Below are 24425 nucleotides of genomic sequence, written 5' to 3'. Positions count from 1 at the left end.
GCGTTGGAGGACGAGTATTTTGTGAGTCGGCGGCTCTATCCGAATGTGGATTTCTATTCGGGGATCATCTATCAGGCGATGGGGTTTCCGGTGGAGATGTTCCCGGTGCTGTTTGCCATTGCGCGCACGGCCGGGTGGATCGCCCAGTGGCTGGAGATGCTGCAGGACCCCGAGCAGAAGATCGCCCGCCCCCGACAGATCTACATCGGCCCACCCCGACGCGATTACGTCCCTATCGAGGAGCGAACAGTCGCTGCTCGCGCGTCTTGAAGGCCATTCGGGAAGGCGAACGAAGACAAACGTCGCTCTCGGCGACGAGACCAAGGAGACTGACGCAGGACCTTCCCTACGTCGCGCCAGTTCCCATGCTTATGAGGCGAGGACGTGGTGAAGGGAGTGGGGAAGAGGATTCATCTCTACACCATCCACAAGTTGACCGCACTGTGGACATCGGTTGTGAACGATCCGGTTCGCCAGTACAGTGAAGCTGACCCTTTCGATGAGTATAGTTCGGCAGTACGGACAAAACGTGCTCGCGCACGCTGAACCCGGCAAGTCCTGACAATAGACATAGTGCAGTCCCACGCTGCGACCGATCATGTACGCTCGTTGAATGGACTCGAGAGCAGCGGGGAGATGATCCTTCATTTTGTACGCAGGGAGGAAAGCGTTGACATGCCAAGGGATGCTGCAGGAGAGGGAAGCGAGGAACTCCGCAATGGCGCGAAGCTCTTCATCCGAATCGTTGTGTCCTGGGATGATCGGCGTCGTCACCTCGACCCACACGCCCATGTCTTTGAGCTGACGGAGGCACTCGAAGACGGGACGTCGACGGGCACCACACATCTGGCGATGCCGACGTTCATCGAAGCCTTTGATGTCCACATTGGCGGCGTCCAAGTAGGGGCGGAGCATGCGAAGGGCCGCCGGTGTCAAATAGCCGTTAGTAACCATGAGGTTTCTGAGCCCGTAAGCTGATCCCAAACGCGCGGTCTCCAACATCAGCTCGAAGAAGACCGTGGGCTCCGTATACGTGTACACGAGGTTGTGGCATCGGTGTGTGAGCGCCGTCTTCACGATCTCCTCGGGGGAGAGACGGCGGCCGATGATGCGTCCGTTCGGACCCTTGGGCATCTGCGAGAGCGCGTGACTGGAGCAGTAATAGCAGCGCCAGTTGCACCCGACCGTCGCCAGAGCCAACGCATACGTCCCCGGTCGAAAATGGAAGAAAGCGTGCTTCTCAATGGGATCCACTGTCAAGGAGGCGACTCGATTGAAGACGAAGGTATAGAGCGTCCCTTCGATGTTCCCGCGTACGCCGCAACGCCCTCGACGTCCGGGCTTCAACCGGCATCGGTGCCAGCAAAGATCGCACCGGACATCCCGAGGCGTGAGCTTGTGATAAAGCATGGCCTCATGCATACGCCTCTCCTTGAAGCCACGGACGCTCTCACCGCCTCACGAGACGGGTCCTCACACGCCGAGCCCCGCGCGCCGTCAGCGTTTCGCCTGAATCGCCTCGATGTATCGGGCCAACGCGTAAATATCCGAGCGCATCAACGCCTCGCCACGCGTCCGTCGGAAGATCGTCCCCCAGATAGGCATCTCGCGAGTCCCATGAGCAGGGACGACTTTCTCGCCCTCGATCACGGCCATCACACGATAGATGGGGAACGCTTCACCGGCTTTCTGAAGCTGTGTGAGGTCTGGCGGAGGAACCTTCAACGAATCCGCCGCTGGTCCGTTCCCCTTCCCATCCATCCCATGACAAGCTGCGCAATGCCGGATATAGAGGCGACGTCCTTTTTCGACAAAACTCCTCTCTTGAGAAGCAACGCTCATCACTACCGAGACGAGCATGGCAACGCCTGTCGTGATGATGGCCACTTTGCGCATTCTTGACCCCTCCTGGCGTGTCTCGATCAAACATCAGATGAACGATTCCATGTTCCTGAAACGCAAATCCCATGCCAGAAGAGGGCGTGCGTGCGCGAGAGTTCTGACAACGTCCTCGTCTGAGGCCCGGCCAAGTCGAAGCATGTGAGAGGGCTTTCCTTCCTCCTCTCGCTCGGGTCGGAAGTTCGTCTCCCCTTCGAAACGCCTTATCTCGCCGTGTGTTGGGGTGGGGAAGCACGCGCGCCGGTGGGGGATAAAACGCAGGGATGGGGACCGGGGGGCGGCGCACCATCGCTAACTCATTGATGCTTTGTCTCTCGTCTCGCGTCCGAGTGTCCGCCAAGCAGTGGCACGAGACTTGCATTTCTCTGGCGCGGAATGAAAAAATGCCTCAGGAAGGAGGAGCGGAGGTATGAAGCATTGGGATGTCGTGCCAGTGCGAGAAAGAGCGTCCGCTCCTCCTTGTGGGGCAGAGCAGAATTCCCATTAAGAGGAGGTGGCCGATAATGCGTCAACGATCACTTCTGAAGCTCTTCGCCGTAGGTGGGATCCTACTCTTTTTCGTTGTTGTTTTGACTGTCGGGCGCTCATCGGCCTTGGCTCCGCAGGGAAATCCATCTGCTGAATGGCGGCGCAGTCGGCACGCCAATCGCGATACGGCCGTCGCGGAAGCGACAGTCGAACGTCGAGGGACGGGAGCCGCTCACTGCGGGCGCTGCCATAGCGAGCAGGGGTTCATCGCTTGGGTACCGCAGCTTCTGGCAGGGGACCCGGGTTTTATCAAGAAGCCGGATGGATCAGCAGCCGATGAAGCGTATCTTCGGAGCTTGGGCCTGACGACGGATCGCGTACAGCCGATCACATGCCGGACGTGCCATGGAGATGACTTCCAGATGCGTATTCGCGATAATACGCCGATGCTGCCCGCGGGGTTCGAAGCGTGGGCTGTGGGACAGGGCGCGATTTGCATGACCTGCCACAATACGCGCAACGATCGCATCAAGTGGGACGCGGCGGATCCCGGTCGCTATACGGCTCCACATTATTCTGCGGAGGCTGACGTCATCATGGGGAAGAATGCCTTCTTCCTCGACGATACGGTGAACGGCGCTTCTCCCCATGGCCTTTTTGTGGGTGACAGCTGCGTGACGTGCCATCTGACACTTGGCAAGGATGGACATACGTTCCAAGCGTCTGAAACTTCATGTGTGAGTTGCCACGGTCCCTCCATGACGATCGAGTTCGTGCAGAAGCCGATCGAGACGTTGCTCGAGCAAGTCAAGGCCGCTATCGAGCGACGCATCCTGGCCGTTCGCGATCAAATCGGCGTGGTTCGCAGGTGGGACCCAGCGACCGGTGCCTATACGGAGAACTTCCCGCTCGATGGCCGGCAGATCAGAAAACTCGCCGAGATCCGGAGCATTGGTGGGTTGATCAGCTTTCGCTTCACCTTGGCTGATGGGACGGAGGTATATGCCCGAGCGGGGGAGATTTGGGATCGGCCCGGCGGCCGTCGCATCTTCGCGACCTCGGATCCGATCATTCGCGCGTCTTGGAACTATCTCCTGATCAAGTACGACGGGAGCCTTGGCGTGCACAATCCGAGCTTCGCTCGTAATGTGCTCTTGGCCACGTTGAGGGCGCTGCGGTAGCTAGGGCTCGAAATCCTCGCGGGACTTCGACTTCAGAGGTCGCGTGAGGTGGGAAATGCGGGGGGACGAATCCCCCCCGCATCTTCTTTTCACGGCTCAGCGCATCTCCCATCGAAAGCGATGGACGGCCTGGCCCGTGTACATGCTCTTGAGCCGTCGGACCATGGCGATGCGCTCTTCGACGAGGCGATCCGCTGCCTGAAAGGTGGGGATGTTCTCTCGTCGAGAGATATCGAAGACGCGGCGCAGATTGTAATAGATGCCGCGCGTCATGCGCAGCGCGCGCTCGCGGTCATACCCCTCCAGCTCGACGTAGACGTTGATCAACCCCCCGGCGTTGATCACGTAATCGGGGGCGTAGAGAATGCCTCGGCGGTGCAGTTCCACGCCGTGCCGATCTTCTTCGAGCTGGTTGTTCGCTGCTCCGGCGACGATCTTGAACTTCATTCGGGGGATCGTTTGATCGTTCAAGACGGCGCCGAGCGCGCAAGGGGCGAAGATGTCCGCGTCTACATCGTAGATCTGCTCCGGACTGACGATCTCGATCTTCTTCAATTCGCTTCGCGCCCGTTCCACTTTATCCGGGTCAATGTCCGAGCCAAAGACGTGAACGCCCTCCTCGATGAGCCGCGCGGCCAAATTGAAGCCGACATTCCCGAGCCCTTGGACAGCGACGCTCAAACCTTTGAGGGAATCCCGTCCCAGCTTCTCCTGCACGCAGGCTTGCAAGCCTTGCAGCACACCGAAGGCCGTGACGGGGGCGGGGTCTCCTCCGCCTCCGTGGGCGGGGGAGAGTCCGGAGACATACCGCGTCTCCATGTACATGTACTCGATATCGTTGACGTCTATGCCGACATCTTCGCCGGTGATGAAACGCCCCTTCAGGCTCTCAACGAAACGCCCGAAAGCACGAAAGAGCGCTTCAGACTTGTCCTTCTTCGGATCACCGATGATGACGGCTTTCCCCCCGCCGAGGTTGAGGCCAGCAGCCGCGGCCTTATACGTCATCGCCCGCGAGAGCCGCAGCACATCCAGTAAGGCCTCTTCCTCCGTCTTATAGGGCCACATCCGCGTGCCGCCCAAAGCTGGCCCGAGCGTCGTATCGTGAATGGCGATGATCGCCCGCAGCCCGACGTCCTTATTCTGGCAGAAAATGACCTCTTCGTGCCCATACTCTTCCATCTTCGTCAATGGGGTCATAGGCCCTCCCTCCTCTGCGATGAGTTTGCGACCAGATTATATCCGAACTTGGAGCCCGCGTTCATATCCGGCGTCGAAGGCCATCAGGTTCAACTCAATGGCGCTCTTCGGGAGCGAAGAGCGCAAGGCCTCTTTCATCCCCGATGGGGAGACGAGGGGAGCGAGCGCGCAGAGGAAACCGAGCATGACGATATTCGCGACGATGCGATGGCCCAATTCTTCTGCGATCTTCGTCGCCGAGAGAGCGTGAAGTCGCACGCCGTTCCCCCCCGAGCGCGCGAAGTCGAGCCGCACCGTATCGAGCGCCACTAAATCTCGTTCGACGAGCAATAGCCCGTTGGGTTTCACCTCGGCGGCGAATTTCGTATACGCCTCTTGAGACATAGCGACCACCACGTCCGGTTCGGTGACGTAGGGGTAGTAGATCGGCTCGTCGGCAATGATGACTTGACTGACGCAGGCGCTCCCGCGGGCTTCCGGGCCATAGGATTGCACCATCGTCGCATGGCGCCGATCGTAGACGGCGGCCGCTTTGCCGAGGAGATACCCAGCTAAGACGATTCCTTGTCCCCCGAATCCTGCGATCTTCACTTCCCATCGGCTCATGATTCGACCTCCTCGGCCTCCACCTCCTCACTCACTTTCTCCACATACGGTTCGACGAAAAAGGCCGCCAGCTGCTGCCGCATGCGCTCCTGATAAGTCGGACGCTCGAGATCGACGAACTTTCCGAGGATGAGCTTGCCTCCCATCTCGATCCCCACCTCAGCCGGATCGGCTCCGTGTCGGATCTCACTGTTGGCTTTGAAATAACGCATCATGTCCACAGCTTCGCCCAGCTTATTCCGGCGCAAGTATCCGGTCGGGCAAGGCGAGAGGACTTCCACGAAACTGAAGCCCTTTTTGGCGATGGCTTCCTGAAAAGCGGTGATCAAGCGCCGGACGTGGAATACGGTCCAGCGAGCGACGTAGACGGCACCGCTGGCGGCGACCAGGGCCATGAGGTTAAAGGGGGGCTCGAAGTTCCCGTACGGTGTGGTCGTGCTGCGGGCCGAGAGCGGCGTCGTCGGACCGAATTGGCCGCCGGTCATGCCGTAGATGAAATTGTTCACGCAGATGACGGTCAGGTCGAGATTACGACGCGCCGCATGGATGAGGTGATTCCCCCCGATGGCCGCTAAGTCCCCATCGCCGCTGAAGACGATCACCGTGAGATCAGGATTGGCGAGCTTCAGTCCCGTCGCGAAGGGGATCGCGCGGCCGTGCGTCGTGTGGAACCCATCGAGCCGGACATATCCGGCGACGCGCGCCGAGCAGCCGATGCCCGAGACGACAACCACGCGATCCAGCGGCCGTCCCAGCTCTTCCAAAGCGAGCACCAAGCAACGCATGGCGATGCCGATGCCGCACCCCGGGCACCAGATGTGCGGCAGCCGGTCGGCTCGAAGAAACTGATCCAACGGGTGCTCCGCCTCAGTCATGGAAGACCTCCTCGATGACGGTGAGGATCTCGCGGGGATCATGGACGGCGCCTCCAGGTCGCAGGACCGGGATCGTACGCGCGCGTCCGGCGGCGCAGCGTTCGACTTCTCGAACAATCTGCCCGAGATTGAGTTCCGGAACGACGAAGGCGCGCACTCGAGTCGCGAGGTCGCGAATGCGCTCCTCCGGAAACGGCCAGACAGTGATCAACCGTAGCCATCCGACGCGACGACCGGCCGCGCGCGCCAACTCCATCGCGCGATAGGCGACGCGCGCCGAAATCCCGTAAGCCACGAGCACGACCTCAGCGTCTTCGATCCCGCGTTCCTCCAGCCGAATGATGTCGCGCGCGTTCCGCCAGATCTTCTCCGCGAGTCGGCGCACGAGTCGCTCTTGTACCTCCGGCGACGTCGAGGGATAGCCGCGTTCGTCATGCGTGAGGCCGGTGATGTAGACTCGATATCCCTCGCCCGCGGCGACCATCGGCGGTACCAAATCCTCCTCCGGGAGATACGGCAGATAGGCTTCACGCGGGCCCGTGAACTTCTTCCGATTCACGATCGTGATCTCCTCTTCCGGAGGGATGATCACCCGTTCTGTGATGTGGCCGATGACGGCGTCGCTCAGGATCAACACGGGCAAGCGATACCTCTCCGAGAGATTGAACGCGGTGACCGTCAGATCAAACATCTCTTGCGCGGAGCTCGGCGCGAGGACGATCGTTTCATAATCGCCGTGTGAGCCCCATCGGGCTTGCATCATGTCGCCCTGCCCCACTAAAGTCGGCAATCCGGTCGAGGGACCCCCGCGCTGTACGTTCACGATGACGCATGGCGTTTCGGTCATGTAACCGAAGCCGAGGTTCTCCATCATGAGGCTGAATCCCGGACCTGAGGTCGCCGTCATCGCTTTCACGCCCGCCCAAGAAGCACCCAACACCGCGCTCAAGGAAGCGATCTCGTCCTCCATCTGGATGAACGTTCCTCCAACTTCCGGCAAGCGCTCGGCCATGCGCTCAGCGATCTCCGTGGCTGGCGTGATCGGGTACCCGGCGAAGAAGCGACATCCGGCGGCCAACGCGCCCTCGGCGCACGCAACATCTCCGTTGAAGAAATGCACGCCCGTCAGAACGGCTGGCCCTCGCTTCATCGCTCTTCCTCCTCGATCCGAACGACGTAGATGGCGAATTCTGGGCAGAGCAGCTCGCACAGCTTGCAATCGGTGCATTGTTCCTCGGCGACGATGGCGGGGGTATGATACCCCTTGCTGTTGAATCGGTCGGACATCACCAAGACCCGCCGGGGACAGAACTCGACGCAGAATTGACAGCCCTTACAGCGTTCGACGAGAAGAAAAACGCGGCCGTGCGACCGACGCGCCGCGCGCGATGACGTTTGAACGGCGGATTCGATGTTCATACCAGTGGACTCCATCCGCTTTGATTCTTTGACCATGCTCAATCGTCTCGCTCCCTGAAGAGCTCGCAGCACGGGTTCAACAGCGTCTTTCTAGTCACCTCCGCCAACATCGAGGCAAAAGACCTCTTGGATCAACCGATTCTCCCTCCACTCATGCTCTTGTATGGCCGACAGGAGGCGCCCGCAAGCCGCCGCCCATGCGTCAATGGGTTGATCTTCGGCGACGTGACGACTTACCTGCAGAAGGGCCTCCGTCTCTTGGAGAAGCCGCTCGTGCTCGGCGCGCAGCGCTTCCACTTGCGGAGTGGCGTGCGGCCAGCGACGGAGGACCTCCTCCATAAACCCCCCTTCTTCCTCCAATTCGAAGTGACGTCGAAGATGGTCCTTGAAAGCGCGCAATCCTTCCCGTAGGGAAGCCCACGAGGAGCAAAAGGTCGCAATCTCCTCCTGGAGTTGTCGCATGAGCGCCGTGAGCTTCTCGTGTTCTTCGCGAATCTCTTGCCCTATGTCCGGCATAATTCCCCCTCGTCCACATGGATTTTGTTAGCAATTGCCGTGCCATGGAAGGCCATCGAGGGGGCCTGCGCTCTGTCGAAGCATTCGGTTCCTTTGCAGGAGATTAGAGGGGCAGACCTTCTCCAAGAGCGTCTGAGGCAAAACGCCGCTTGGGAAAATGCCCACGTGGTGGGTCAAAAGCCCCGATTCTCGCCTTCGAACGCATAGGCCTCCGATCGCTCGGCAATCTGCAAACAGTTCTCTTCGGGCAAAATGGCATGTGTCGCGCTGGGGGCGTCGCCGAGCAGAGCTTGACGGACCGGTACAAGGGTTGCTTCAATGATCCTTTACAAGGGACGCCTATGTCGCCACTGTCGCAGCGAAAGAAGATCGTCCTTGTCGGGAACCCGAACGTGGGGAAATCGGCGCTCTTTCGCCATCTCACGGGGCGCTACGCGTTGGTGTCGAACTATCCGGGAACGACGGTCGAGATCTCGCGCGGTCGGCTGATCTCGGATGGGATCGAATACGAAGTCATTGACACGCCGGGGATCACGAGCCTCGTTCCGCAATCTGAGGATGAACGCGTGGCGTGTGAGGTGTTGCTTCGGGAGCAACCGGATGTTATCGTGCAGGTCGCCGATGCGAAGAATCTGCGCCGCACGCTCCTGCTCACGCTTCAGTTGGTCGAACTTCGGCGGCCGATGGTGCTCGTGCTGAATATGGTGGACGAGATGCGCGAGCGCGGCATCGAGATCAACGCCGACGCCTTAGCCGAACTCTTCGGCATCCCCGTCGTCGAGACCATCGCGACATACGGCTATGGCCTTCGCCAACTCCTGCGCGCGATTCCGCGGGCGACCGTTCCGAAGAATCCCCTCCATGAACGACAACGTGAAGTCCTCGGAATGCCGCTGGAGGACGCCGACCTTCCTGTCGGGTTGATCATCGAGTGGATGGAGGTCGGGGACGCGCGCTTTCAGCGTCAGGTGGAGCAGCTTTTAGGGCGATCGCGTCTCTCTCCAGTGCGGCAGGTCCTGGGGCCTTCGCCCGCTTCCCGAGGATGTCAAGGGTGCTCGACCACGCGCTCGCTCTGTCGGGAACTCGAGCGCGCTCGCGCGCAGTTTTTGGAGCAAGCGGTCCTCACTCTCCGAAAAGAGGGGAGGAAACAGCCGCGACGCGAACTGGCGCCTTCAGCTTTTCGATGGTGGATGGGACTGCTGTTGTGCGGCGTGGGCCTCTTGATTTGGGAAGAGCTCGGCGGTCGCTTCTCATGGCCCACGCCCACGGCTTGGCTTACGCATCTCCTTTTGCAATACGTGGCCGAGCCAACGCAGGCATTCTTCCACGCGCATCGGTTGGATCTCGTGCATCACTTCCTCTTCGGTCGTCCATCCGAACCTGAATACGGCGTGTTGGTTGAAGCCACTCGCGTGCTCACGCTGTTCACTCCGATTCTTATCCCCGCCTTCGTGCTCATGCGGCGCAGCGCGCGCTTCCTTCACCACCTGGGGCGATGGACGCGTCAACCGCTGACTGGCATTCCCATTCTCATGGTGATTCTCATTCTCGTCTACGAGTTGGTTGGATACACGGGAGCGCAAACGCTCGTGGGGGCGTTGGAGGAAATTCTCTTTGGCGCGTATCTCATCCCTTGGCTTCAGTCATTGATCCCCTCAGGGTTCTTCCATGAGTTATTGGTGGGGCCGTATGGGCTCATCTCCATGGGGCTCACTTATGCACTCGCCATCATTTTGCCCGTCGTCGTGACATTTTTCCTCGCCTTCGGCGTGTTGGAGGACAGTGGGTATTTGCCGCGTCTGGCGATTCTGTCGGATCGCGTGTTGCGACTGATGGGGCTTAACGGGAAAGCCATCTTGCCGATGGTGCTCGGCCTCGGATGCGATACCATGGCGACGATGACCACGCGGATCTTGAATTCCCCGCGGGAGCGACTGATCGCGACGCTCCTTCTGGCGCTTGGCGTCCCGTGCTCGGCTCAATTGGGGGTGATCCTCGGAATCGCCGCGGCCTATTCTCCTGTCGTGATCCTCACGGTGCTCGGCGTCGTCGCGTCGCAGCTTGTGCTCGTCGGGCACCTTGCGGCGAAGGTGATTCCCGGCCAGCGGAGCGATTTCATCTTCGAACTCCCACCGCTTCGCATCCCGATCTTGCGAAACATTCTGTTGAAGACGTGGTTGCGCTTGCGCTGGTTCTTGGGGGAGGTCGTGCCGATCTTTTTGCTGGCCACGCTGGCGCTCTTCCTGCTGGATCAGATCCGGTTCGGTGCGCGGACGGGAATCGAATGGATTGAGCACGGCTTGCGTCCGCTTGTCGTCGGCTGGCTCGGGCTGCCAGCGGAAGCCGCGCGGGCGTTCGTCATGGGGTTCTTGCGACGGGACTATGGAGCCGCAGGGCTCTTCGATCTGGCGCGCCACGATGGCTTGACGACGACGCAGGTCATTGTCGCTTTGGTCACGATTACGCTCTTCGTTCCCTGCTTGGCGAATTTCCTCGTCATCGTGAGAGAGCAAGGAGTGCGGCGCGCGCTCGCCATCGTCGGATTCATCATTCCTTTCGCTTTTGCCATCGGGGGCATCGTTGGACGGTTCCTGAGAGCGCTCGGCGCGTTCTCGTGAGGGGGAGAACATCATGGATGTGGACCGGGAATTGGGCGAGTTGCTTGAAGCGCTGTGGACTTTGGAGGAACAGGGAGAAGCGCTTCCGCAAGACATCCGTCAGATCGCTCACACCGAGGTGACGGATCAGCTTTTGGAACGCGCGATACAGGAGGGGCTCATCGCTCGGCAACCTTCTGGACATTTGCGCCTCACGCCGATGGGGCGCTCGGTGGCGATGCCCATCATTCGCCGGCATCGGTTGGCCGAACGCCTGATGTGCGACATCTTGGGCGTGGATGTGGAGGAGACCGAGGCGGCGGCGTGCGAGTTTGAGCATTTCATCGCGGAGGGGATCACGCGAGCGATCTGCACGCTGCTTGGTCATCCGCGCGTGTGTCCGCATGGGCGTCCGATCCCCGAAGGAGCGTGCTGCCGGCAAGCCGAAGAGCAAGTGAGCGCTCTCCTTGTCTCCTGCGATCGCTTGGCACTTGGAGAAACGGCGCGCGTCGCCTATGTGAGCACACGTTCTCATCCCCGCCTTCTGAAGCTCTCGGCCTTGGGTATTCTGCCTGGCGTCTCCGTCAAGCTCCTGCAAAAGTGGCCGAGTATCGTCCTTCAATGCGAGGAGACGGAGATCGCCTTGGACCAGGAGACCGCTCGCGAGATCTATGTCTGGCGCTCTAACGAGGACGAGTCAGAAGAGATTGAGCCGCTCTCGTGAAGAGGCCTCTCCCATGGGGAAAGGCACGCGCATCACCGCTTATTGACAAGGCCGCCGCTGTTTTGCTAAGCTACTTCTCGCAATGCTCCTCAGTAGCTCAATTGGCAGAGCGGCCGGCTGTTAACCGGCGGGTTGGAGGTTCGAGTCCTCCCTGAGGAGCCAATCCCCCTTGGATCCACTGCTTGGCTGAGGTTCGAAACGTTCCTGCCAACCGGTGTTTGGTCACCCATGCGCGCGCCGGAATTCACCTACCAGCATGATTGACAACGTTGGCGGTTTCGTTCAATGTCTTAGAGCATGGGGACTGAGCGACCGATAAGACGATACGCGATGATGCTGTTGGTGGGTGGCCTCCTCCCCTTTGGGTGGCACTCTCGACCCGGTCTCATCAAACGAGAGCATGAAGCTCTTCTGCATCGAGCGATTGTCGAAGGGCTCTTCGACAGCGGGCACGCGCTTCCTCCCCACAGGAGGCGCCCTTCTCACAGGGTCAACCGACCGGAAACCCCTCGTAGGGAAGGGCAAACGCTCTCTTCCGCAAAGCCGCTTGAGCAAGAGCACCCAGCAAATCAGGACACCGAAGTCTTCTGGAGATTGAAGGAGGCGGAGGGATTTTCTTTCGCCTCAGGAGCGCATGCTGCATGGAGCTCGATTCGCCTCCATGCGCAAGTGCTGTCTGTGCGCACGATTCGCATCGGGCTGAACCCAACGCGATTCTCCCCATCTGGAGAAGTTCTCGCGGAGTTCGACACAAGCACAGAGCAGAGGCACGGACGCATCACGCTCACAGCGACAAGCTCGTTCACCATTTGGCAGCTTCTGAACCCCACAGCAGAAACGGATCATCGCCAAGTCATGAGCGCCCCGTCTTGCAAGGGGGTTCCCATTGCCTTTGGTCAAGCAGGGGAGGAATTTGCCTTCACCGCCACATCGGAACAAATCGCCATTGCCACCCCATGGGAGGTTATCTCTCTTCCGGCAGCTATCCCGCTCTGTGTGGCGCCTGCGCCTGATGCTTTTATGGTGGTCACGAGCCTCCGTCGCCGGAATCTCAATCGAGCGGGCAATCCGTTTGAACCACCCCGCTATCGCGGGGTGCTGGAGATTCGGCATACCAGGAGTTTAGCCAGGGCGAGCGAGCGCGAGGTGGTTTCAGACGATCCGGCTCCCGATCTCGCAAGTGATACGTCCCTTCGGCTCATTAATATCCTCGACAGGGAGGAGTATCTCCAAGGCGTCATCACCAACGAGATGCCGGCCTCTTTTCACCCTGAGGCATTGCGGGCTCAAGCGGTCGCAGCCCGCACCTATGCCCTGGCCAACATCGGTCGCTTTGCCAATCGCGGGTTCGATCTCGATGATTCGACACTGTCGCAGGTCTATCGCGGCGCGCTGTCCGAGCACCCGAATGGCAATGCAGCTGTTCAGGATACGCGCGGTCTGGTCGTTGTTCGGGATGGAGCGTTCGTTCCGACGTTTTATTCCTCCTCGATGGGCGGGCACACGGAAAGTAACGAGTGGGTCTTCAACTCGCCCCTGGATCGACTGCCCGGAGCAAACGCTCATCCGGCACTGCGTGCCGTACACGACGGAGATTTCCCTGTCCCTGTGGACCTCGCGTCGGACGATGGCGCATTGCTGTTCTATAGTCAGACGTGGGATCATTTCGATAGTCCGACGCGAAGCGGAAATTCGCGCTACCGCTGGGTGACGAATCGGTCCGCCGCATTCGTCGCCGACCGATTGCTTAACACATACGGCATCTCGCTCGGTTCAATCACAGCGCTCATTCCGCTGCTTCGGAGCCCGTCGGGGCGCATCGCGCGATTGCAAATCGTGGGAACGCGCGGATCGTTCATTTTGCAAGGATGGCGAACGCTGAGGGATTTCTTTCAGCTCCTCAACAGTCCGAGCGCTATTGTGACGCGAGTAGGAGCAGATGGTACGATGCTCTTTGACTTCTACGGTGGTGGGTGGGGGCACAACGTGGGCATGAGCCAGTACGGCGCGCACGGTCGCGGTCGCAGCGGCCAGACGTTTCGGGAAATTCTCGGCGCCTATTACGTGGGAGCAGAGATCATCTCCATCGAAGAAGCGATGCCCTTCCAGGAAGGGAAAGTCATCCGGTGACTCGTCCCCAGAGATCGAGGGATCTCCAGAGGACGTCAAAGAAAAATGGCGAAGGGAGAACCAGGTTGCTTCGCGTCTGATTTGGCACGAATCCTCGGATGTCAGCTAAACTCGATCTTTGTGGAGAACTGGAAAAAGTGCGAGCGCCGCATGTGGGACCCGGGGCGATACCCGTTCCGCTATGTCTCCGTGCGATCTTGCAGCTTCTGAGCGTTCGCGTTTCGAGATAGCGTGAGACGCACCATGACGGGACTCGATTGGTTCATCTTGGGAGCCTATTTGGTGACCATTGTCGCCATGAGTTTCCTCTTGGCGCGGGGCCAGCGTTCGCCCGTGGATTATTTTCTGGGCGGGCGCAAAGTCTCTTCTTGGGCGATCGCCGGTTCGATCATGGCGACGCAGGTGAGCGCGGTGAGTTTGATCGGAGCTCCGGCCTTCGTGGCTCTTAAGCCCGGGGGAGGCTTGCGCTGGCTGCAGTACGAATTTGCGGTACCGCTCGCGATGATCGGCTTGATCATCTTTTTCGTCCCGGTCTTTCACCGCCTGCGGATCATCACGATCTACGAATATATCGCGCGACGCTTCGGACCGACGACTCGATCGGCGCTCAGTCTGATTTTTCTGATCAGCCGGGGGTTGAGCACCGGGGTGAGTTTATACGCCGTCTCGATCGTGCTGGCGGTTTGTCTCGAATTGCCACTTGCTGAAATGCTGCTGCTTGTTGGAGCGATCACGGTGCTCTACACGACGGTCGGTGGCATCAAGGCGGACATCTACTCGGATGTGCTGCAACTCTTCATTCTCGCCTTGGGGACGATTGCCGGCATCATCAGTACGTTGCAGCTTATGGGAGACGCGCGCGAGACGATCGCCTTGATCAGTCCCGAAAGGCTTCAGACGCTCGATTTCAAAAATCACGGATTCGGCGATGGCCAGACCTTCTCCTTTTGGCCCATGCTCATCGGCGGCGTGTTCCTTTACCTCTCGTACTACGGATGCGATCAAAGTCAGGCGCAACGATTGCTCACCTCCGAAACTGTGAAGGGGGCGCAGCGAGCATTGTTGTTGAACGGATTGCTGCGATTTCCACTCGTGCTGCTCTACTGCTCGTTCGGCGTGTTGTTGGCCGCTTTCCTGATCCAGCGTCCGGACTTCGCCGGGATGATCCCTGCTGAGCATCCTGACTATTTAGTGCCCCTTTTCATGGTCGAGTATCTCCCCCCTGGGATCACGGGGTTGGTGATGGCTGGCATTTTCGCCGCGGCCATGTCCAGCTTAGATTCGGCGCTCAATTCGATGAGCGCCGTGACGATGAGGGATTTCATCGGGAGAGGGGGGAAACTGGATCATCTGAGCGAACACCAATCCCTCGCGTGGTCTCGGTTGTGTACCGTCTTCTGGGGGGTCTTCTGCACAGCCAGCGGGTTTTGGATGAGTCGGGCGGAAGCGACCGTGATCGAGCTGATCAACATGATTGGCTCGGTCTTTTATGGGCCGACACTGGCTATCTTTTTACTTGGTCTGTGGACGCGGCGAGCCAATCAAATTGGCGCGATCTCTGGCCTTGCGGCAGGCGTTGCCATGAACGTCATTCTGTGGGGCTTCTTTCCTTCTGTCTCCTGGCTTTGGTGGAATGCTATCGGTTGCTTCGTCGCGTTCACTATCGGCTACGCAGTGAGCTTACCCTTCAAGGCGTCGGTCAGCACGTTCGCGCCGGAACAACTTGGAAGGCATCAGTACCCCCTCTCCCGTCAACTGGTCATCCGTTGGAGTCTGCCGCTTCTTCTCGCCTTCATGGGGATGATCGCTGCCTCGCTTCTCATCGAAGCGCTCGTGAAACCAGGATGATCCCACGGGAGGATTTTTCTCGAGGGGAATTGGGGAACTGCGGTCTCACTCGGGGGACTTCAGAAGTGATAGCTCAGGCCGAAGACCCCATGGTGCGAGCGAAGGAGCGACTGAGCGAAGCCGGCGAAAATCGTGCCTCGCTGGCGCGTGCGTGTGAATTTGTATTCCCCCAGTATGTAGAGGCCACGCCACAGACGTAATTCCGCGCCGGCTGCCCATTGCCATGCAGCGCGCCCCCATTCGTATTGTTCCTGTTGCTTGCCCTCAATCGTGCTCTCGGTATGAGGGATCGTCGGACCAACGCCAAATCGGGTCGCTAAGATCACGCGGCTTCGACGATCATCCCGACTCGGGCGAATGCACCACCGTGCCGCCAGGTTGAAGAGCAGTAAATTCGCGCCATGTGAGATCGAATAGTTCTGGACGATCTCACCCAAGGTGAGTTCTCGCTCAAGCAAAACACCGCGATAAATGCCCATTGCACGAACTCGTTGTCGGGGATCGGAGTAAACCTTCATGTGGATGAATTCCGCTTCGATGCCGAGAAAAGAGAGCTTCGGGATGAAATAGCCTCCGCGGACGCCGTAGTAGAGTGGTGGATCGAACGAACGGCCATAGAAGCGAACGCCCTCGAAGATCAAGTCGGTGTTCAGCGCCGGTTGGGAGATCCTCAAGGCAGAAGATGCCGTGCGCGCGCTCCCGAGATAAGCCGCGACAACCCATCCGCCGCTCCTTGTTGATGAGGGGCGATGGTCCTTCCCAGTCGTTTGAGGATCGGCTCCAACAGCCTGGGCGAATGACGATGGAACAAGCAGCAGCGCTCTGACAATATAGACCAGCAGGAGAATAACTCTCGACGCGCGATCTCCTGCGTCGCGCAGATCTCCCGCTCGACGCCGTGCGTTGAACGCCAGCGCTGAACCGGGGCGCCACTTCATCCCTCGCTCGGCATTATGCTCCGCCCCATAGGGTTTGTCAATGACCCATCCAGTCGACCGGCTCCACGTCGTGCTAGAATAATGGCCGCACCGTCAGGAATTTCGTCAGCGAAGACAGAAACGGTGAGCTGATGGCCGCGCCCGAGCCGCGGGGCCGCGTGAGAAGGAGGGGAATGATGGGGGAAACGATAGAGCGTTCATCCATAGCCGATCTCGTGGAATATTATCGTCGGTCTTTGGCTTTGGAGCGACAAGGGGAAGCGAGCCTCAGTGATCGCGAGTTCTTCGGCACGCAGCGGAGGGAGCCGCGATTTTATCCGGTTGCCAGCCTTGCGGAGACATGGGAAGAGATGCTTTCGACGCCGGCTGCTCAAAAAGGATTTCGGCAGGTGGAGCGTCAGGAAGGGGCGGTGTTGCTGTTCGCTCCTTACTTGGCTGCACTTCGCGATGGGGAAGATGGTGAGCGGCGGTGGGAGCCCGTTGGAGGGGTATATTGTTTTCACGATGCGCAGGGAAAGCGTGTGGATCCCGCTGATCTCTTCATCGGACGTCCTTTGGGAGAGGAAATCAGTGCGGAGGATCTCGCCGCCGTGCGGGCAGCGATTGAAGAGGCCGCGCGCCAAAGTCCGCTGGCCTTGGAACGCACGCTACGGGAGCTTCTTCAGCGGCACGAGCTTCCGATCTCGACGGCGACGGAATACTCGGACATCGTGCCGCCGGCCATCGTTCAGTGCGCGGGGTTTTGGGTCGTTGGTCAACCTTCGTATGATCGTGCGCTCCTTGAGGAACTAGAGGGATTGCGCCGATCAACGGTTTCAAACACGGCGCTTTCGTTTTTACTGCGACCGCCAGCGGCCGGCCATCCGGATTTCGATGATGTGCTGTCGGCGTTGGCCAATCCTATCTGTCCGACGTTGAGTCAGGCGATCGCACTCGCGGCGGCGACGCGTTATCCGTTGACGGTGATCACCGGTCCGCCCGGCACCGGGAAAACGCGCCTGATCGTGGGGCTCATCATCCATCATTTGCTCGCTGGCCGATCGGTGCTTTTGGCCAGTCGCGTGAATCGAGCCGTGGATGCCGCGGTGGAATTGACCGAGCGCTTGATCGGGAAGGGCGGCATTCTGCGCACGGGTAACGAGCACATGCGGACGCAACTTGTCGAGACGTTAGGAGAATTGACCGGACGCTCGCACTGGGAGGCGGAAGGTGAGCTGTTCGCTTCGCTTTCGAAAGATCGCGCGTGCTCCTCTACAGCGGATGGGCGGCTCGTTCATCGAGCGAGTGAAGACCTGCGGTCCTATGGCGAGCGAATCGCTCGCTTATGCCATCGGCTCAACGGTCAAGCGCATCGGCTGCAGACGCTCGGCATGGGACCAGAAGGCGATTGGTGGACGCGCCTGTGGTGGCGTATCCGCTGGTGGCTCCAAAATGGGGAACGGCGCGTGCGCGAGCTGAGTGAGGCGTGGGAGGAGATAATCCGAATCTTTGACGAGCTGGATCGGCGTGTGCTCCCGGCCGCGCGACAGGCGCGAACGCTCGCTCTACGGAGGCGTCTTGAAGAAATGTTCGACCGTGGGGGACCGATGCTCCGGGAGCTGATGACAGCGATGACCGACCCGCGAGAGCGATTGCGGGCCTTTGAGAAAGTGGTCCAATTCGGGTTCCCGGTTGCTGTCACTACGCTCTCGATCGGACAGAACCTTCCACTTTCGCCAGGCCTCTTCGACACCCTCATCGTAGATGAAGCCTCTTCGTGTGATCCGGCTTCGTTGCTACCACTGCTGTATCGGGCTCGGCGAGCCGTCATCGTGGGGGATCCGAAGCAGCTCGATCACGTGACGCGCGAACGATGGAAACGGATCGCATCGGTACCGCATCTTCGCTCGGTCGGGGGAAAGCGGATCGAGGCGTCTTTCGGCGTTTCCGCTTTCGCGCTCATGCACCAGCTCTTGGATGGAGAGACCTTCTGGCTGGCCGATCATTTCCGATGCCCGCCACCGATCATCGCTTTCGCCAACGAAACCTTTTATGGTGGCCGATTGCGGATTCACACCGTTGAGCAAGAGTCGCAGCCGATCTTGGTGCGGCGAGTGACTGGCCCGCATCGGACGCATGGCGTGACGCGCAGCCTCACCAATCAGGCGCAGATGCAGGAGGCATTGGCCATCTTGGTCGAATGGGCGGAACGATATCCCGAGCAATCGTTGGGACTCGTCGCGCCATATCGAGCGTTCGTGGACAACGTATTGGAGCGGCTGCAGAATGATCAAGCCCTGGATCAACTGCGGAAAAAGCGCGATGAGCAACAACTCATCATCGGTACCGCCCATCGGTTCCAAGGCAGTGAAGTGGATTATTTGGTCTTCGCCACCGTCGCCGGAGACAATGCAACGGATCAACACCGTCAGTGGATTGAGTCCCCGAATCTGTTCAATGTTGCAATTACGCGGGCACGGCGACAGCTTCTGATTTTGATCAGCCCTGAGTTCGAACGCCGATTGGTCTTAACCAAGCAGCTCTTTCAAGCAATGCCTATGGTCCTCGGAGCTGTGGACGTAGAACGAGATCCTTTCACTGAGCGGATTATTCTAGAGCTGGAGCGGCGGGGACTTCGGTATCGGATGGGATGCCGGTATCGGGGGGACTTAGTGGATTTCCTGGAGGATCGAGAACCCCCTCGTTGGGGGCTGTTGTGCTGTTCGTGGACGAAGGCCGTGCATCTGACTCCGTTGGATGCGTTGGAATTGTGGGATCGCCAGCGCGCGCTCTGGCGTCACGGGATCTCAGTCTGGATGGCTTTCCCTTTGACTCTTGATCAGCTCTTTGATCGCCTTATGGGCCTGGCTTCGCCTCAACCTTCCACATGGGGATAAGGGGGCCATTTGGGGGGCCTTTTCGGAAACCCGGGGCGAATGGGTCGTTCTTGGAATCCGGTTGAGCGGTCAATCTACGTCTGATAACGAATTTTCTCTCGCTGATTCCTCAGTGGCCGAATCCCTGTGTTCGCGGGGTTCGGATGCAGATTGGTAATGGGGCTTCGTTCTCGTACTGTCGAGCGAGGCGAGCAGGGGGGCGGTGGGTCTGAGTGCGGCAGTTGAACGCCTTTTCCTCTCATCAATTCTTCCAAGGAGTAGCGTCGCGAAATGACTGGGGAGGTTCCCAGGGGTGAGCATATCGGAAGCACCGTACTCTTGGAAGCGCCTTACTCTTTCAGCTCGGGGAGAACGGGTTGAAAGCGGGGGAAATGTTGGGCGGCCAGTCGGCTGATGAGGGCGGCGCCGCGCGCGAGATAGGGGGATGTGAAGCCCTCTTGCAACAGATCAAGACGCCATGGGAAGACGCTCAGGGCAAGATAAACGACCGAACACAGGATCCATCCGCGCAAGAGCCCGAAAAGCCCCCCCATCCCGTGATCAAGCCAGCTCAGGTGAGCGCGGCGTAGGCTCGAGTGAAGTGCGCGCGCGAGCATAAAGCCGATGAGGAGCATCACAAGGTACATGCTGAGGAAGGCGAGCAGATGCGCCATCGTCTCCGATTCGACGAGCGGTCGGACAAGTGGAACGATCCCGCGATAGGAAGAGCTAGCGAGGAAGAATCCCACGATAGCAGCAGCCGTTGTGACGACGCTTCGCGCGAATCCCCGCGAGAGCCCTCTGAGCGTCGAGAGACCGATCGCGAACAGGACAATAGCGTCCACGACCGTCATGGCGTCAAATCCTCGCCGGTCAAAAGATGGTACGCCATCAAATACCGCTGGGCCGTTTGGGTGATGATGGATTCGGGGAGATGAGGCGCTGGGGGCTTTTTGTCCCACCCGATGGACTCCAAATAGTCGCGGAGGAATTGCTTGTCGAAGGAAGGTTGCGGGCGTCCGGGAGCGTACTGATCGGCAGCCCAAAAGCGGGAGGAATCTGGCGTGAGCGCCTCGTCGATCCACAAAAGCGTCTGATCTCGCCAACCGAATTCGAACTTCGTATCAGCGAGGATGAGGCCTCGAGCGAGCGCGTACTCGGAGGCCCGCATATATAGAGCGAGGCTCAGCTCCTTCAGCCGATGAGTCAACTCAGTTCCAATGCGATCAGCCATCTCAGCCTCGGAGATGTTCACGTCGTGTCCCTCGGTGGCCTTGATTGCGGGAGTGAAGATTGGCTCCGGGAGTCGCTCTCCTTCGACGAAGCCCGGAGGCAAGCGGAGTCCGCCGACGGTTCGCGACTGTTGATATTCTCTCCACGCCGATCCGGCCAAATACCCGCGCACGACGCACTCGATCGGGATCGGATGCGCGCGATACACGAGCATGCTCCGAGAACGAAGTGTGGTGCGTTCGGTCTCCGTGAGTTCGTCGAGCGCTTGGACATCGGTCGTGATCAGGTGATGGGGGGTGAGAGACGCTAGTTGTCGAAACCAGAACGCTGAGAGTTGGGTGAGAACGGCTCCTTTGCCGGGGATCCCATCGGGCAGGACGACGTCGAAGGCCGAGATGCGATCGGTTGTGACGATCAGGAGGCGGTCATCTCCGACAGCGTAGATATCGCGAACTTTTCCCCGTCGGAGAAGGGGATAAGCGGTGAGATTCGTCTCCCAGACGACAGATGGGAAGCTCATGGCTTGAGCAACGCGTCGAGCGTCTTCCTCAACTCGTTCGTGTAGTTCTCCGGGTCAGCGAATCCCACATGCGGAGCACCGACGGGCTCTCCGTTGCGATCGAGGACGAGTAGGGCGGGGACGCCCTCGGCCTTGAACTCCTGTAAGATGCGGGCCTCAGGATCGCGGAGCACGGGCAGGCGCACCCCAAGACGAGCGACGAACTGTCGAAGCTGATCGTTAGAAACCTCGGGATCGTCAATGCTGACCCAGAAGAAAGCGACGGGGCGTCCTGCGTATTGATCGGCGATCTTTTGCAAGACGGGCAGCTCCTCTCGGCAAGGCGGGCACCACGTGGCGCCAAAGGAGAGGACGACGACCTGTCCGCGATAGCGCGTCAAGTCCACTGTCCGCCCATCGAGCGCGGAGAGTTGAAACAGAGAGGATCGTTTCTGCGCGAGCGCCCCATAGAGGGCGAGGACGACCAGAGCGAGCGCGAAGATCTTTCTCATGGGCGTCATCTCCTGAGAGACGTACTTTACCACACGGGGCATTTTCCGAAAAGGGAGGAGACGTCATCGAAGGAGTTTCCCCTCGCGACGAAGATGAGCCGCGAGAAATTGCCCCGTGTAGGACTCGGGGACGCGCATGATCTCTTCTGGGGGGCCTTGGGCGACGAGGTATCCGCCGTGCTCTCCACCTTCGGGGCCGAGATCGATGATCCAGTCGGCGCATTTGACGACATCCAGATTATGCTCGATGATGACGACTGAGCCTCCAGCGGCGATCAAGCGGCGAAAGGCGGCAATCAACTTTTGGATGTCGTCGAAGTGAAGGCCGGTCGTCGGCTCATCGAAGAGATAGAGCGTGCGGGCACTGGTCTCTTTGGCGAGGTGGGCGGCGAGCTTGAGGCGTTGGGCTTCGCCACCGGAGAGGGTCGTCGCCGACTGTCCCAAGCGGATGTACCCGAGGCCGATTTGATCGAGGATCTCCAATCGTCGCGTGATCTTCGGCACATCGGCGAAAAAGTGAAGGGCTTCGCGAACGGTCATATTGAGGACCTCGTGGATGGACTTCCCTCGGTAGCGGATCTCTAGCAGAGCGGGTTGAAAACGCATCCCTTGACACTGCTCGCAGACGAGTTCGACATCGGCCAGGAATTGCATCTCCACGGTCACGACGCCGTTGCCCTCGCATGCTTCGCAGCGGCCGCCGGGCACGTTGAAGGAGAAGTGCGCTGGGGTAAGGCCGCGCATTTGAGCCTCGCGCGTGGAGGCGAAGAGTTCACGGATAGCATCGAAGACTTTCAAATAGGTCGCCGGATTGGAACGAGGCGTGCGCCCGATCGGAGATTGGTCCACCAGGATGACGTCATCGAGCCATTCGCCGCCTTCGATCCGACGGACGGCGCCGACGGGGTGATTCCATTCTCCGCGTTGCTTCTTGAGATTGGCGTAGAGGACATCGTAGACGAGGGTCGATTTGCCGGAGCCGGAGACGCCCGTGATGCAGACCATCATCTCCAAGGGGATGTCCACATCAATGTCCTTGAGGTTGTGAGCGCGTGCGCCGCGGATCGCGAGGCGACGCCCAGTCGGAGAGAGACGCTGCGGGGGAATGGGGATGCTCAGTTCTCCGCGCAGGTACTTCCCGGTCAGCGAAGAGGGGGCGCGAAGCAACTCTTCAGGCGTCCCTTGGAAGACGACCTCACCCCCATGTTCGCCGGCGCCCGGTCCCAGATCAATGATGTGATCGGCGGCCAGGATCATCTCTCGATCGTGCTCGACGACGAGCACCGTATTTCCGAGATCGCGCAAATGCTTGAGCAAGCGGATGAGGCGCTGCGTGTCGCGGGGATGCAGGCCGATGCTCGGCTCATCCAAGACGTAGAGGGTGCCGACCAAAGAGGCCCCGAGATTCGTCGCCAATTGAATGCGTTGGGCTTCGCCGCCAGAAAGGGTGAAAGTGTGCCGATCGAGTGTCAGGTAGTCCAAACCAACATCCACGAGGAAAGCGAGACGCTGGCGGATCTCCTGCAACAACCGGCCAGCAATCGCCTCTTCTTGAGGGGTGAGCGTGAGCGAGGCGAAAAAGGCGGCGCATTCACCGATGCTCATGGCGCAGATCTCCGGGAGCGTCTTCCCACCGACGCGCACGGCCAAGGCCTCGAGTCTCAAGCGCGTGCCTTTGCAGGAGGAGCAAGTCGTATAGCCACGATATTTGCTCAGGAAGACGCGCACATGCAGTTTGTACTTCTTCGTCTCCAGCCACTCGAAGAAGCCGCGGATACCGGGGAAATCGCCTTTTCCTTGGATGATCCAGCGTTGGTGCTCTCGGGAGAGTTGGGAGAAAGGGACATCGGTTGGGATTCTCATGCGGCGGCAGAAGGCGAGCAGTTCCTCCTGCGCCCATTCGAATTGAGGTTTCGTCCAGGGTTCGATGGCTCCCTCTTGCAGCGAGCGCTCGCGATCGGGGATGACCAGATTCAGATCGAGCCCGATGAGATTCCCGAAGCCCTGGCAGTTGGGACAGGCGCCGTGGGCGCTGTTGAAGCTGAAGAGCTGCGGCTCGGGCTCGATATATCGAGTTTGACAGCGCGGGCAGGTCAGATGCGCGGTGAAGGTGAGTTTCTGCGGGGGATCGCTAAGGAGCACAATCTCGGCGACGCCATCGCCTTCGCGATAGCAGAGTTCCAGCGAATCGATCAAGCGGGATCGGATATCGGGACGGAGGACGAGGCGATCCACGAGGACGCTCGTCTCATCGAGAGCGGGAAGAGTTTGGAGATCGGTGATCTCCACGACCTGGCCATGCACGTAAAGGCGCGTGAACCCTCGTTGCTGCAAGGCGAGCAACCGTGCCTTCGGCGAGAGCGCCTCGCGGCGGGAGCGTCCGTTTTCGACTTTGCGGGAGAGTGGGAAGAGGACGTAGAAGCGGAGTCCTTCGGGCAGTTGTAAGAGGTGATCGGCGATCGTGTCCGGAGTTTGGCGAATGACCTCGCTCTGGCACGTCAGGCAATAGACGCGGCCGATGCGGGCGAACAGCAATCGCAAATAGTCGTAGATCTCCGTCTGCGTGGCAACGATGGAGCGCGGGTTGCGGCTGAGGGGTTTCTGTTGGATGGCGATTGCCGGGCAGAGGCCCGTGATCTCATCCACGTCCGGTTTCCTCATGCGTTCGAGGAACTGACGGGCGTAGGCCGAAAGAGACTCCACGTATCGGCGTTGACCTTCGGCGTAGATCGTGTCGAAGGCCAAGCTCGATTTCCCCGAACCGGAGACACCGGTGATGACGGTGAGGCTCCCGTGCGGGATCTCGCAGGTGATGTTCTTGAGATTGTGTACGCGCGCGCCGCGCACAAGGAGCGTCGTGTGCTCGCCCATAACCGAGAAAGTATAGATCGCTCCCATGTCCATGGGCAACGCGAGGGCGGAGCA

20 protein-coding genes and 1 tRNA gene are annotated in these 24425 nt (G+C 59.6%); 8 read left to right on the top strand and 13 right to left on the bottom strand.

What is annotated here, in order from left to right; translation table 11 throughout:
• On the top strand, window positions 1-270 hold a 270-nt coding region (locus NZ746_07685), incomplete at its 5' end, for a citrate (Si)-synthase (protein ID MCS6817245.1).
• Window positions 271-369: 99 nt separating this feature from the next.
• Here NZ746_07685 and amrS read toward each other — a convergent pair.
• Entirely contained in the window at window positions 370-1422 is a 1053-nt protein-coding gene (gene amrS, locus NZ746_07680; GenBank protein MCS6817244.1) for an AmmeMemoRadiSam system radical SAM enzyme, read from the bottom strand.
• A 75-nt stretch (window positions 1423-1497) separates the two neighbouring features.
• Entirely contained in the window at window positions 1498-1896 is a 399-nt protein-coding gene (locus tag NZ746_07675; protein MCS6817243.1) for a cytochrome c, read from the bottom strand.
• A gap of 506 nt (window positions 1897-2402) precedes the next feature.
• On the opposite strand from NZ746_07675, the gene NZ746_07670 reads away from it, so the two are divergent.
• Window positions 2403-3548, top strand: a complete 1146-nt coding sequence (locus tag NZ746_07670) for a cytochrome c family protein (protein ID MCS6817242.1) — start codon at window positions 2403-2405, stop codon at window positions 3546-3548.
• 96 nt (window positions 3549-3644) lie between these two features.
• On the opposite strand, the gene NZ746_07665 is transcribed toward NZ746_07670, so the two are convergent.
• The 6 genes from NZ746_07665 to NZ746_07640 form a co-directional block, all read right to left on the bottom strand.
• Entirely contained in the window at window positions 3645-4748 is a 1104-nt protein-coding gene (locus NZ746_07665; GenBank protein ID MCS6817241.1) for a leucine dehydrogenase, read from the bottom strand.
• 36 nt (window positions 4749-4784) lie between these two features.
• A complete protein-coding gene (locus NZ746_07660) occupies window positions 4785-5354 on the bottom strand; it encodes a 2-oxoacid:acceptor oxidoreductase family protein (GenBank protein MCS6817240.1) in 570 nt (189 codons plus the stop codon).
• Entirely contained in the window at window positions 5351-6229 is an 879-nt protein-coding gene (locus tag NZ746_07655; protein MCS6817239.1) for a 2-oxoacid:ferredoxin oxidoreductase subunit beta, read from the bottom strand. The genes NZ746_07660 and NZ746_07655 overlap by 4 nt, the downstream gene beginning before the upstream one ends.
• Window positions 6222-7379, bottom strand: coding sequence for a 2-oxoacid:acceptor oxidoreductase subunit alpha (locus NZ746_07650; GenBank protein MCS6817238.1), 1158 nt, complete (start codon window positions 7377-7379; stop codon window positions 6222-6224). The genes NZ746_07655 and NZ746_07650 overlap by 8 nt, the downstream gene beginning before the upstream one ends.
• Complete coding sequence (locus NZ746_07645; protein ID MCS6817237.1) at window positions 7376-7648, bottom strand: 4Fe-4S dicluster domain-containing protein; 273 nt, start codon at window positions 7646-7648, stop codon at window positions 7376-7378. The genes NZ746_07650 and NZ746_07645 overlap by 4 nt, the downstream gene beginning before the upstream one ends.
• 90 nt (window positions 7649-7738) lie before the next feature.
• Window positions 7739-8164 (bottom strand): hemerythrin domain-containing protein, encoded by a 426-nt coding sequence (locus NZ746_07640; protein MCS6817236.1) that lies wholly within the window; start codon window positions 8162-8164, stop codon window positions 7739-7741.
• 341 nt (window positions 8165-8505) lie between these two features.
• Between NZ746_07640 and NZ746_07635 the strand changes: the two genes are divergently transcribed.
• The 5 genes from NZ746_07635 (at window position 8506) to NZ746_07615 (ending at window position 15463) form a co-directional block, all read left to right on the top strand.
• Window positions 8506-10782 (top strand): ferrous iron transporter B, encoded by a 2277-nt coding sequence (locus NZ746_07635; GenBank protein MCS6817235.1) that lies wholly within the window; start codon window positions 8506-8508, stop codon window positions 10780-10782.
• Window positions 10783-10795: 13 nt separating this feature from the next.
• Window positions 10796-11485: a metal-dependent transcriptional regulator gene (locus tag NZ746_07630; protein ID MCS6817234.1), complete on the top strand. Its 690-nt coding sequence runs from the start codon at window positions 10796-10798 to the stop codon at window positions 11483-11485.
• A gap of 86 nt (window positions 11486-11571) precedes the next feature.
• Window positions 11572-11647, top strand: a tRNA-Asn gene (locus tag NZ746_07625).
• 858 nt (window positions 11648-12505) lie between these two features.
• On the top strand, window positions 12506-13615 hold the full coding sequence (locus NZ746_07620) for a SpoIID/LytB domain-containing protein (GenBank protein ID MCS6817233.1): 1110 nt from the start codon (window positions 12506-12508) through the stop codon (window positions 13613-13615).
• Between the two features lie 231 nt (window positions 13616-13846).
• Window positions 13847-15463, top strand: coding sequence for a sodium:solute symporter (locus tag NZ746_07615; protein MCS6817232.1), 1617 nt, complete (start codon window positions 13847-13849; stop codon window positions 15461-15463).
• Between the two features lie 59 nt (window positions 15464-15522).
• On the opposite strand, the gene NZ746_07610 is transcribed toward NZ746_07615, so the two are convergent.
• A complete protein-coding gene (locus NZ746_07610; GenBank protein MCS6817231.1) occupies window positions 15523-16401 on the bottom strand; it encodes a hypothetical protein in 879 nt (292 codons plus the stop codon).
• A gap of 176 nt (window positions 16402-16577) precedes the next feature.
• Here NZ746_07610 and NZ746_07605 point away from each other — a divergent pair, with 176 nt between their 5' ends.
• The gene (locus tag NZ746_07605) at window positions 16578-19277 is read left to right on the top strand and encodes an AAA domain-containing protein (protein ID MCS6817230.1); all 2700 of its coding nucleotides are present in this window, start codon (window positions 16578-16580) and stop codon (window positions 19275-19277) included.
• Window positions 19278-19606: 329 nt separating this feature from the next.
• Here the strand turns inward: NZ746_07605 and NZ746_07600 are convergent, their stop codons facing one another.
• The 4 genes from NZ746_07600 to uvrA form a co-directional block, all read right to left on the bottom strand.
• A complete protein-coding gene (locus NZ746_07600) occupies window positions 19607-20110 on the bottom strand; it encodes a CvpA family protein (GenBank protein MCS6817229.1) in 504 nt (167 codons plus the stop codon).
• Window positions 20107-21009 carry a phosphoribosylaminoimidazolesuccinocarboxamide synthase gene (locus NZ746_07595; GenBank protein ID MCS6817228.1) on the bottom strand — a complete coding sequence of 301 codons (903 nt, stop codon included), beginning with the start codon at window positions 21007-21009 and terminating at the stop codon, window positions 20107-20109. The genes NZ746_07600 and NZ746_07595 overlap by 4 nt, the downstream gene beginning before the upstream one ends.
• A complete protein-coding gene (locus NZ746_07590; protein MCS6817227.1) occupies window positions 21006-21500 on the bottom strand; it encodes a TlpA family protein disulfide reductase in 495 nt (164 codons plus the stop codon). Before NZ746_07590 ends, NZ746_07595 begins: the two co-directional genes overlap by 4 nt.
• A gap of 63 nt (window positions 21501-21563) precedes the next feature.
• Window positions 21564-24404 carry an excinuclease ABC subunit UvrA gene (gene uvrA / locus NZ746_07585; GenBank protein ID MCS6817226.1) on the bottom strand — a complete coding sequence of 947 codons (2841 nt, stop codon included), beginning with the start codon at window positions 24402-24404 and terminating at the stop codon, window positions 21564-21566.
• Window positions 24405-24425: the final 21 nt, after the last annotated feature.

The organism is Blastocatellia bacterium, from assembly GCA_025055075.1.
Classification (GTDB): Bacteria; Acidobacteriota; Blastocatellia; order HR10; family HR10; genus HR10.
This window is presented reverse-complemented; position numbering and strand designations above follow the sequence as displayed.

Coding starts and splice junctions, on each gene's coding strand:
- amrS (MCS6817244.1), bottom strand. CDS start 1,422: ATGCATGAGGCCATGCTTTATCACAAGCTCACGCCTCGGGATGTCCGG.
- NZ746_07675 (MCS6817243.1), bottom strand. CDS start 1,896: ATGCGCAAAGTGGCCATCATCACGACAGGCGTTGCCATGCTCGTCTCG.
- NZ746_07670 (MCS6817242.1), top strand. CDS start 2,403: ATGCGTCAACGATCACTTCTGAAGCTCTTCGCCGTAGGTGGGATCCTA.
- NZ746_07665 (MCS6817241.1), bottom strand. CDS start 4,748: ATGACCCCATTGACGAAGATGGAAGAGTATGGGCACGAAGAGGTCATT.
- NZ746_07660 (MCS6817240.1), bottom strand. CDS start 5,354: ATGAGCCGATGGGAAGTGAAGATCGCAGGATTCGGGGGACAAGGAATC.
- NZ746_07655 (MCS6817239.1), bottom strand. CDS start 6,229: ATGACTGAGGCGGAGCACCCGTTGGATCAGTTTCTTCGAGCCGACCGG.
- NZ746_07650 (MCS6817238.1), bottom strand. CDS start 7,379: ATGAAGCGAGGGCCAGCCGTTCTGACGGGCGTGCATTTCTTCAACGGA.
- NZ746_07645 (MCS6817237.1), bottom strand. CDS start 7,648: ATGAACATCGAATCCGCCGTTCAAACGTCATCGCGCGCGGCGCGTCGG.
- NZ746_07640 (MCS6817236.1), bottom strand. CDS start 8,164: ATGCCGGACATAGGGCAAGAGATTCGCGAAGAACACGAGAAGCTCACG.
- NZ746_07635 (MCS6817235.1), top strand. CDS start 8,506: ATGTCGCCACTGTCGCAGCGAAAGAAGATCGTCCTTGTCGGGAACCCG.
- NZ746_07630 (MCS6817234.1), top strand. CDS start 10,796: ATGGATGTGGACCGGGAATTGGGCGAGTTGCTTGAAGCGCTGTGGACT.
- NZ746_07620 (MCS6817233.1), top strand. CDS start 12,506: ATGGTGGTCACGAGCCTCCGTCGCCGGAATCTCAATCGAGCGGGCAAT.
- NZ746_07610 (MCS6817231.1), bottom strand. CDS start 16,401: ATGAAGTGGCGCCCCGGTTCAGCGCTGGCGTTCAACGCACGGCGTCGA.
- NZ746_07605 (MCS6817230.1), top strand. CDS start 16,578: ATGGGGGAAACGATAGAGCGTTCATCCATAGCCGATCTCGTGGAATAT.
- NZ746_07600 (MCS6817229.1), bottom strand. CDS start 20,110: ATGACGGTCGTGGACGCTATTGTCCTGTTCGCGATCGGTCTCTCGACG.
- NZ746_07595 (MCS6817228.1), bottom strand. CDS start 21,009: ATGAGCTTCCCATCTGTCGTCTGGGAGACGAATCTCACCGCTTATCCC.
- NZ746_07590 (MCS6817227.1), bottom strand. CDS start 21,500: ATGAGAAAGATCTTCGCGCTCGCTCTGGTCGTCCTCGCCCTCTATGGG.
- uvrA (MCS6817226.1), bottom strand. CDS start 24,404: ATGGACATGGGAGCGATCTATACTTTCTCGGTTATGGGCGAGCACACG.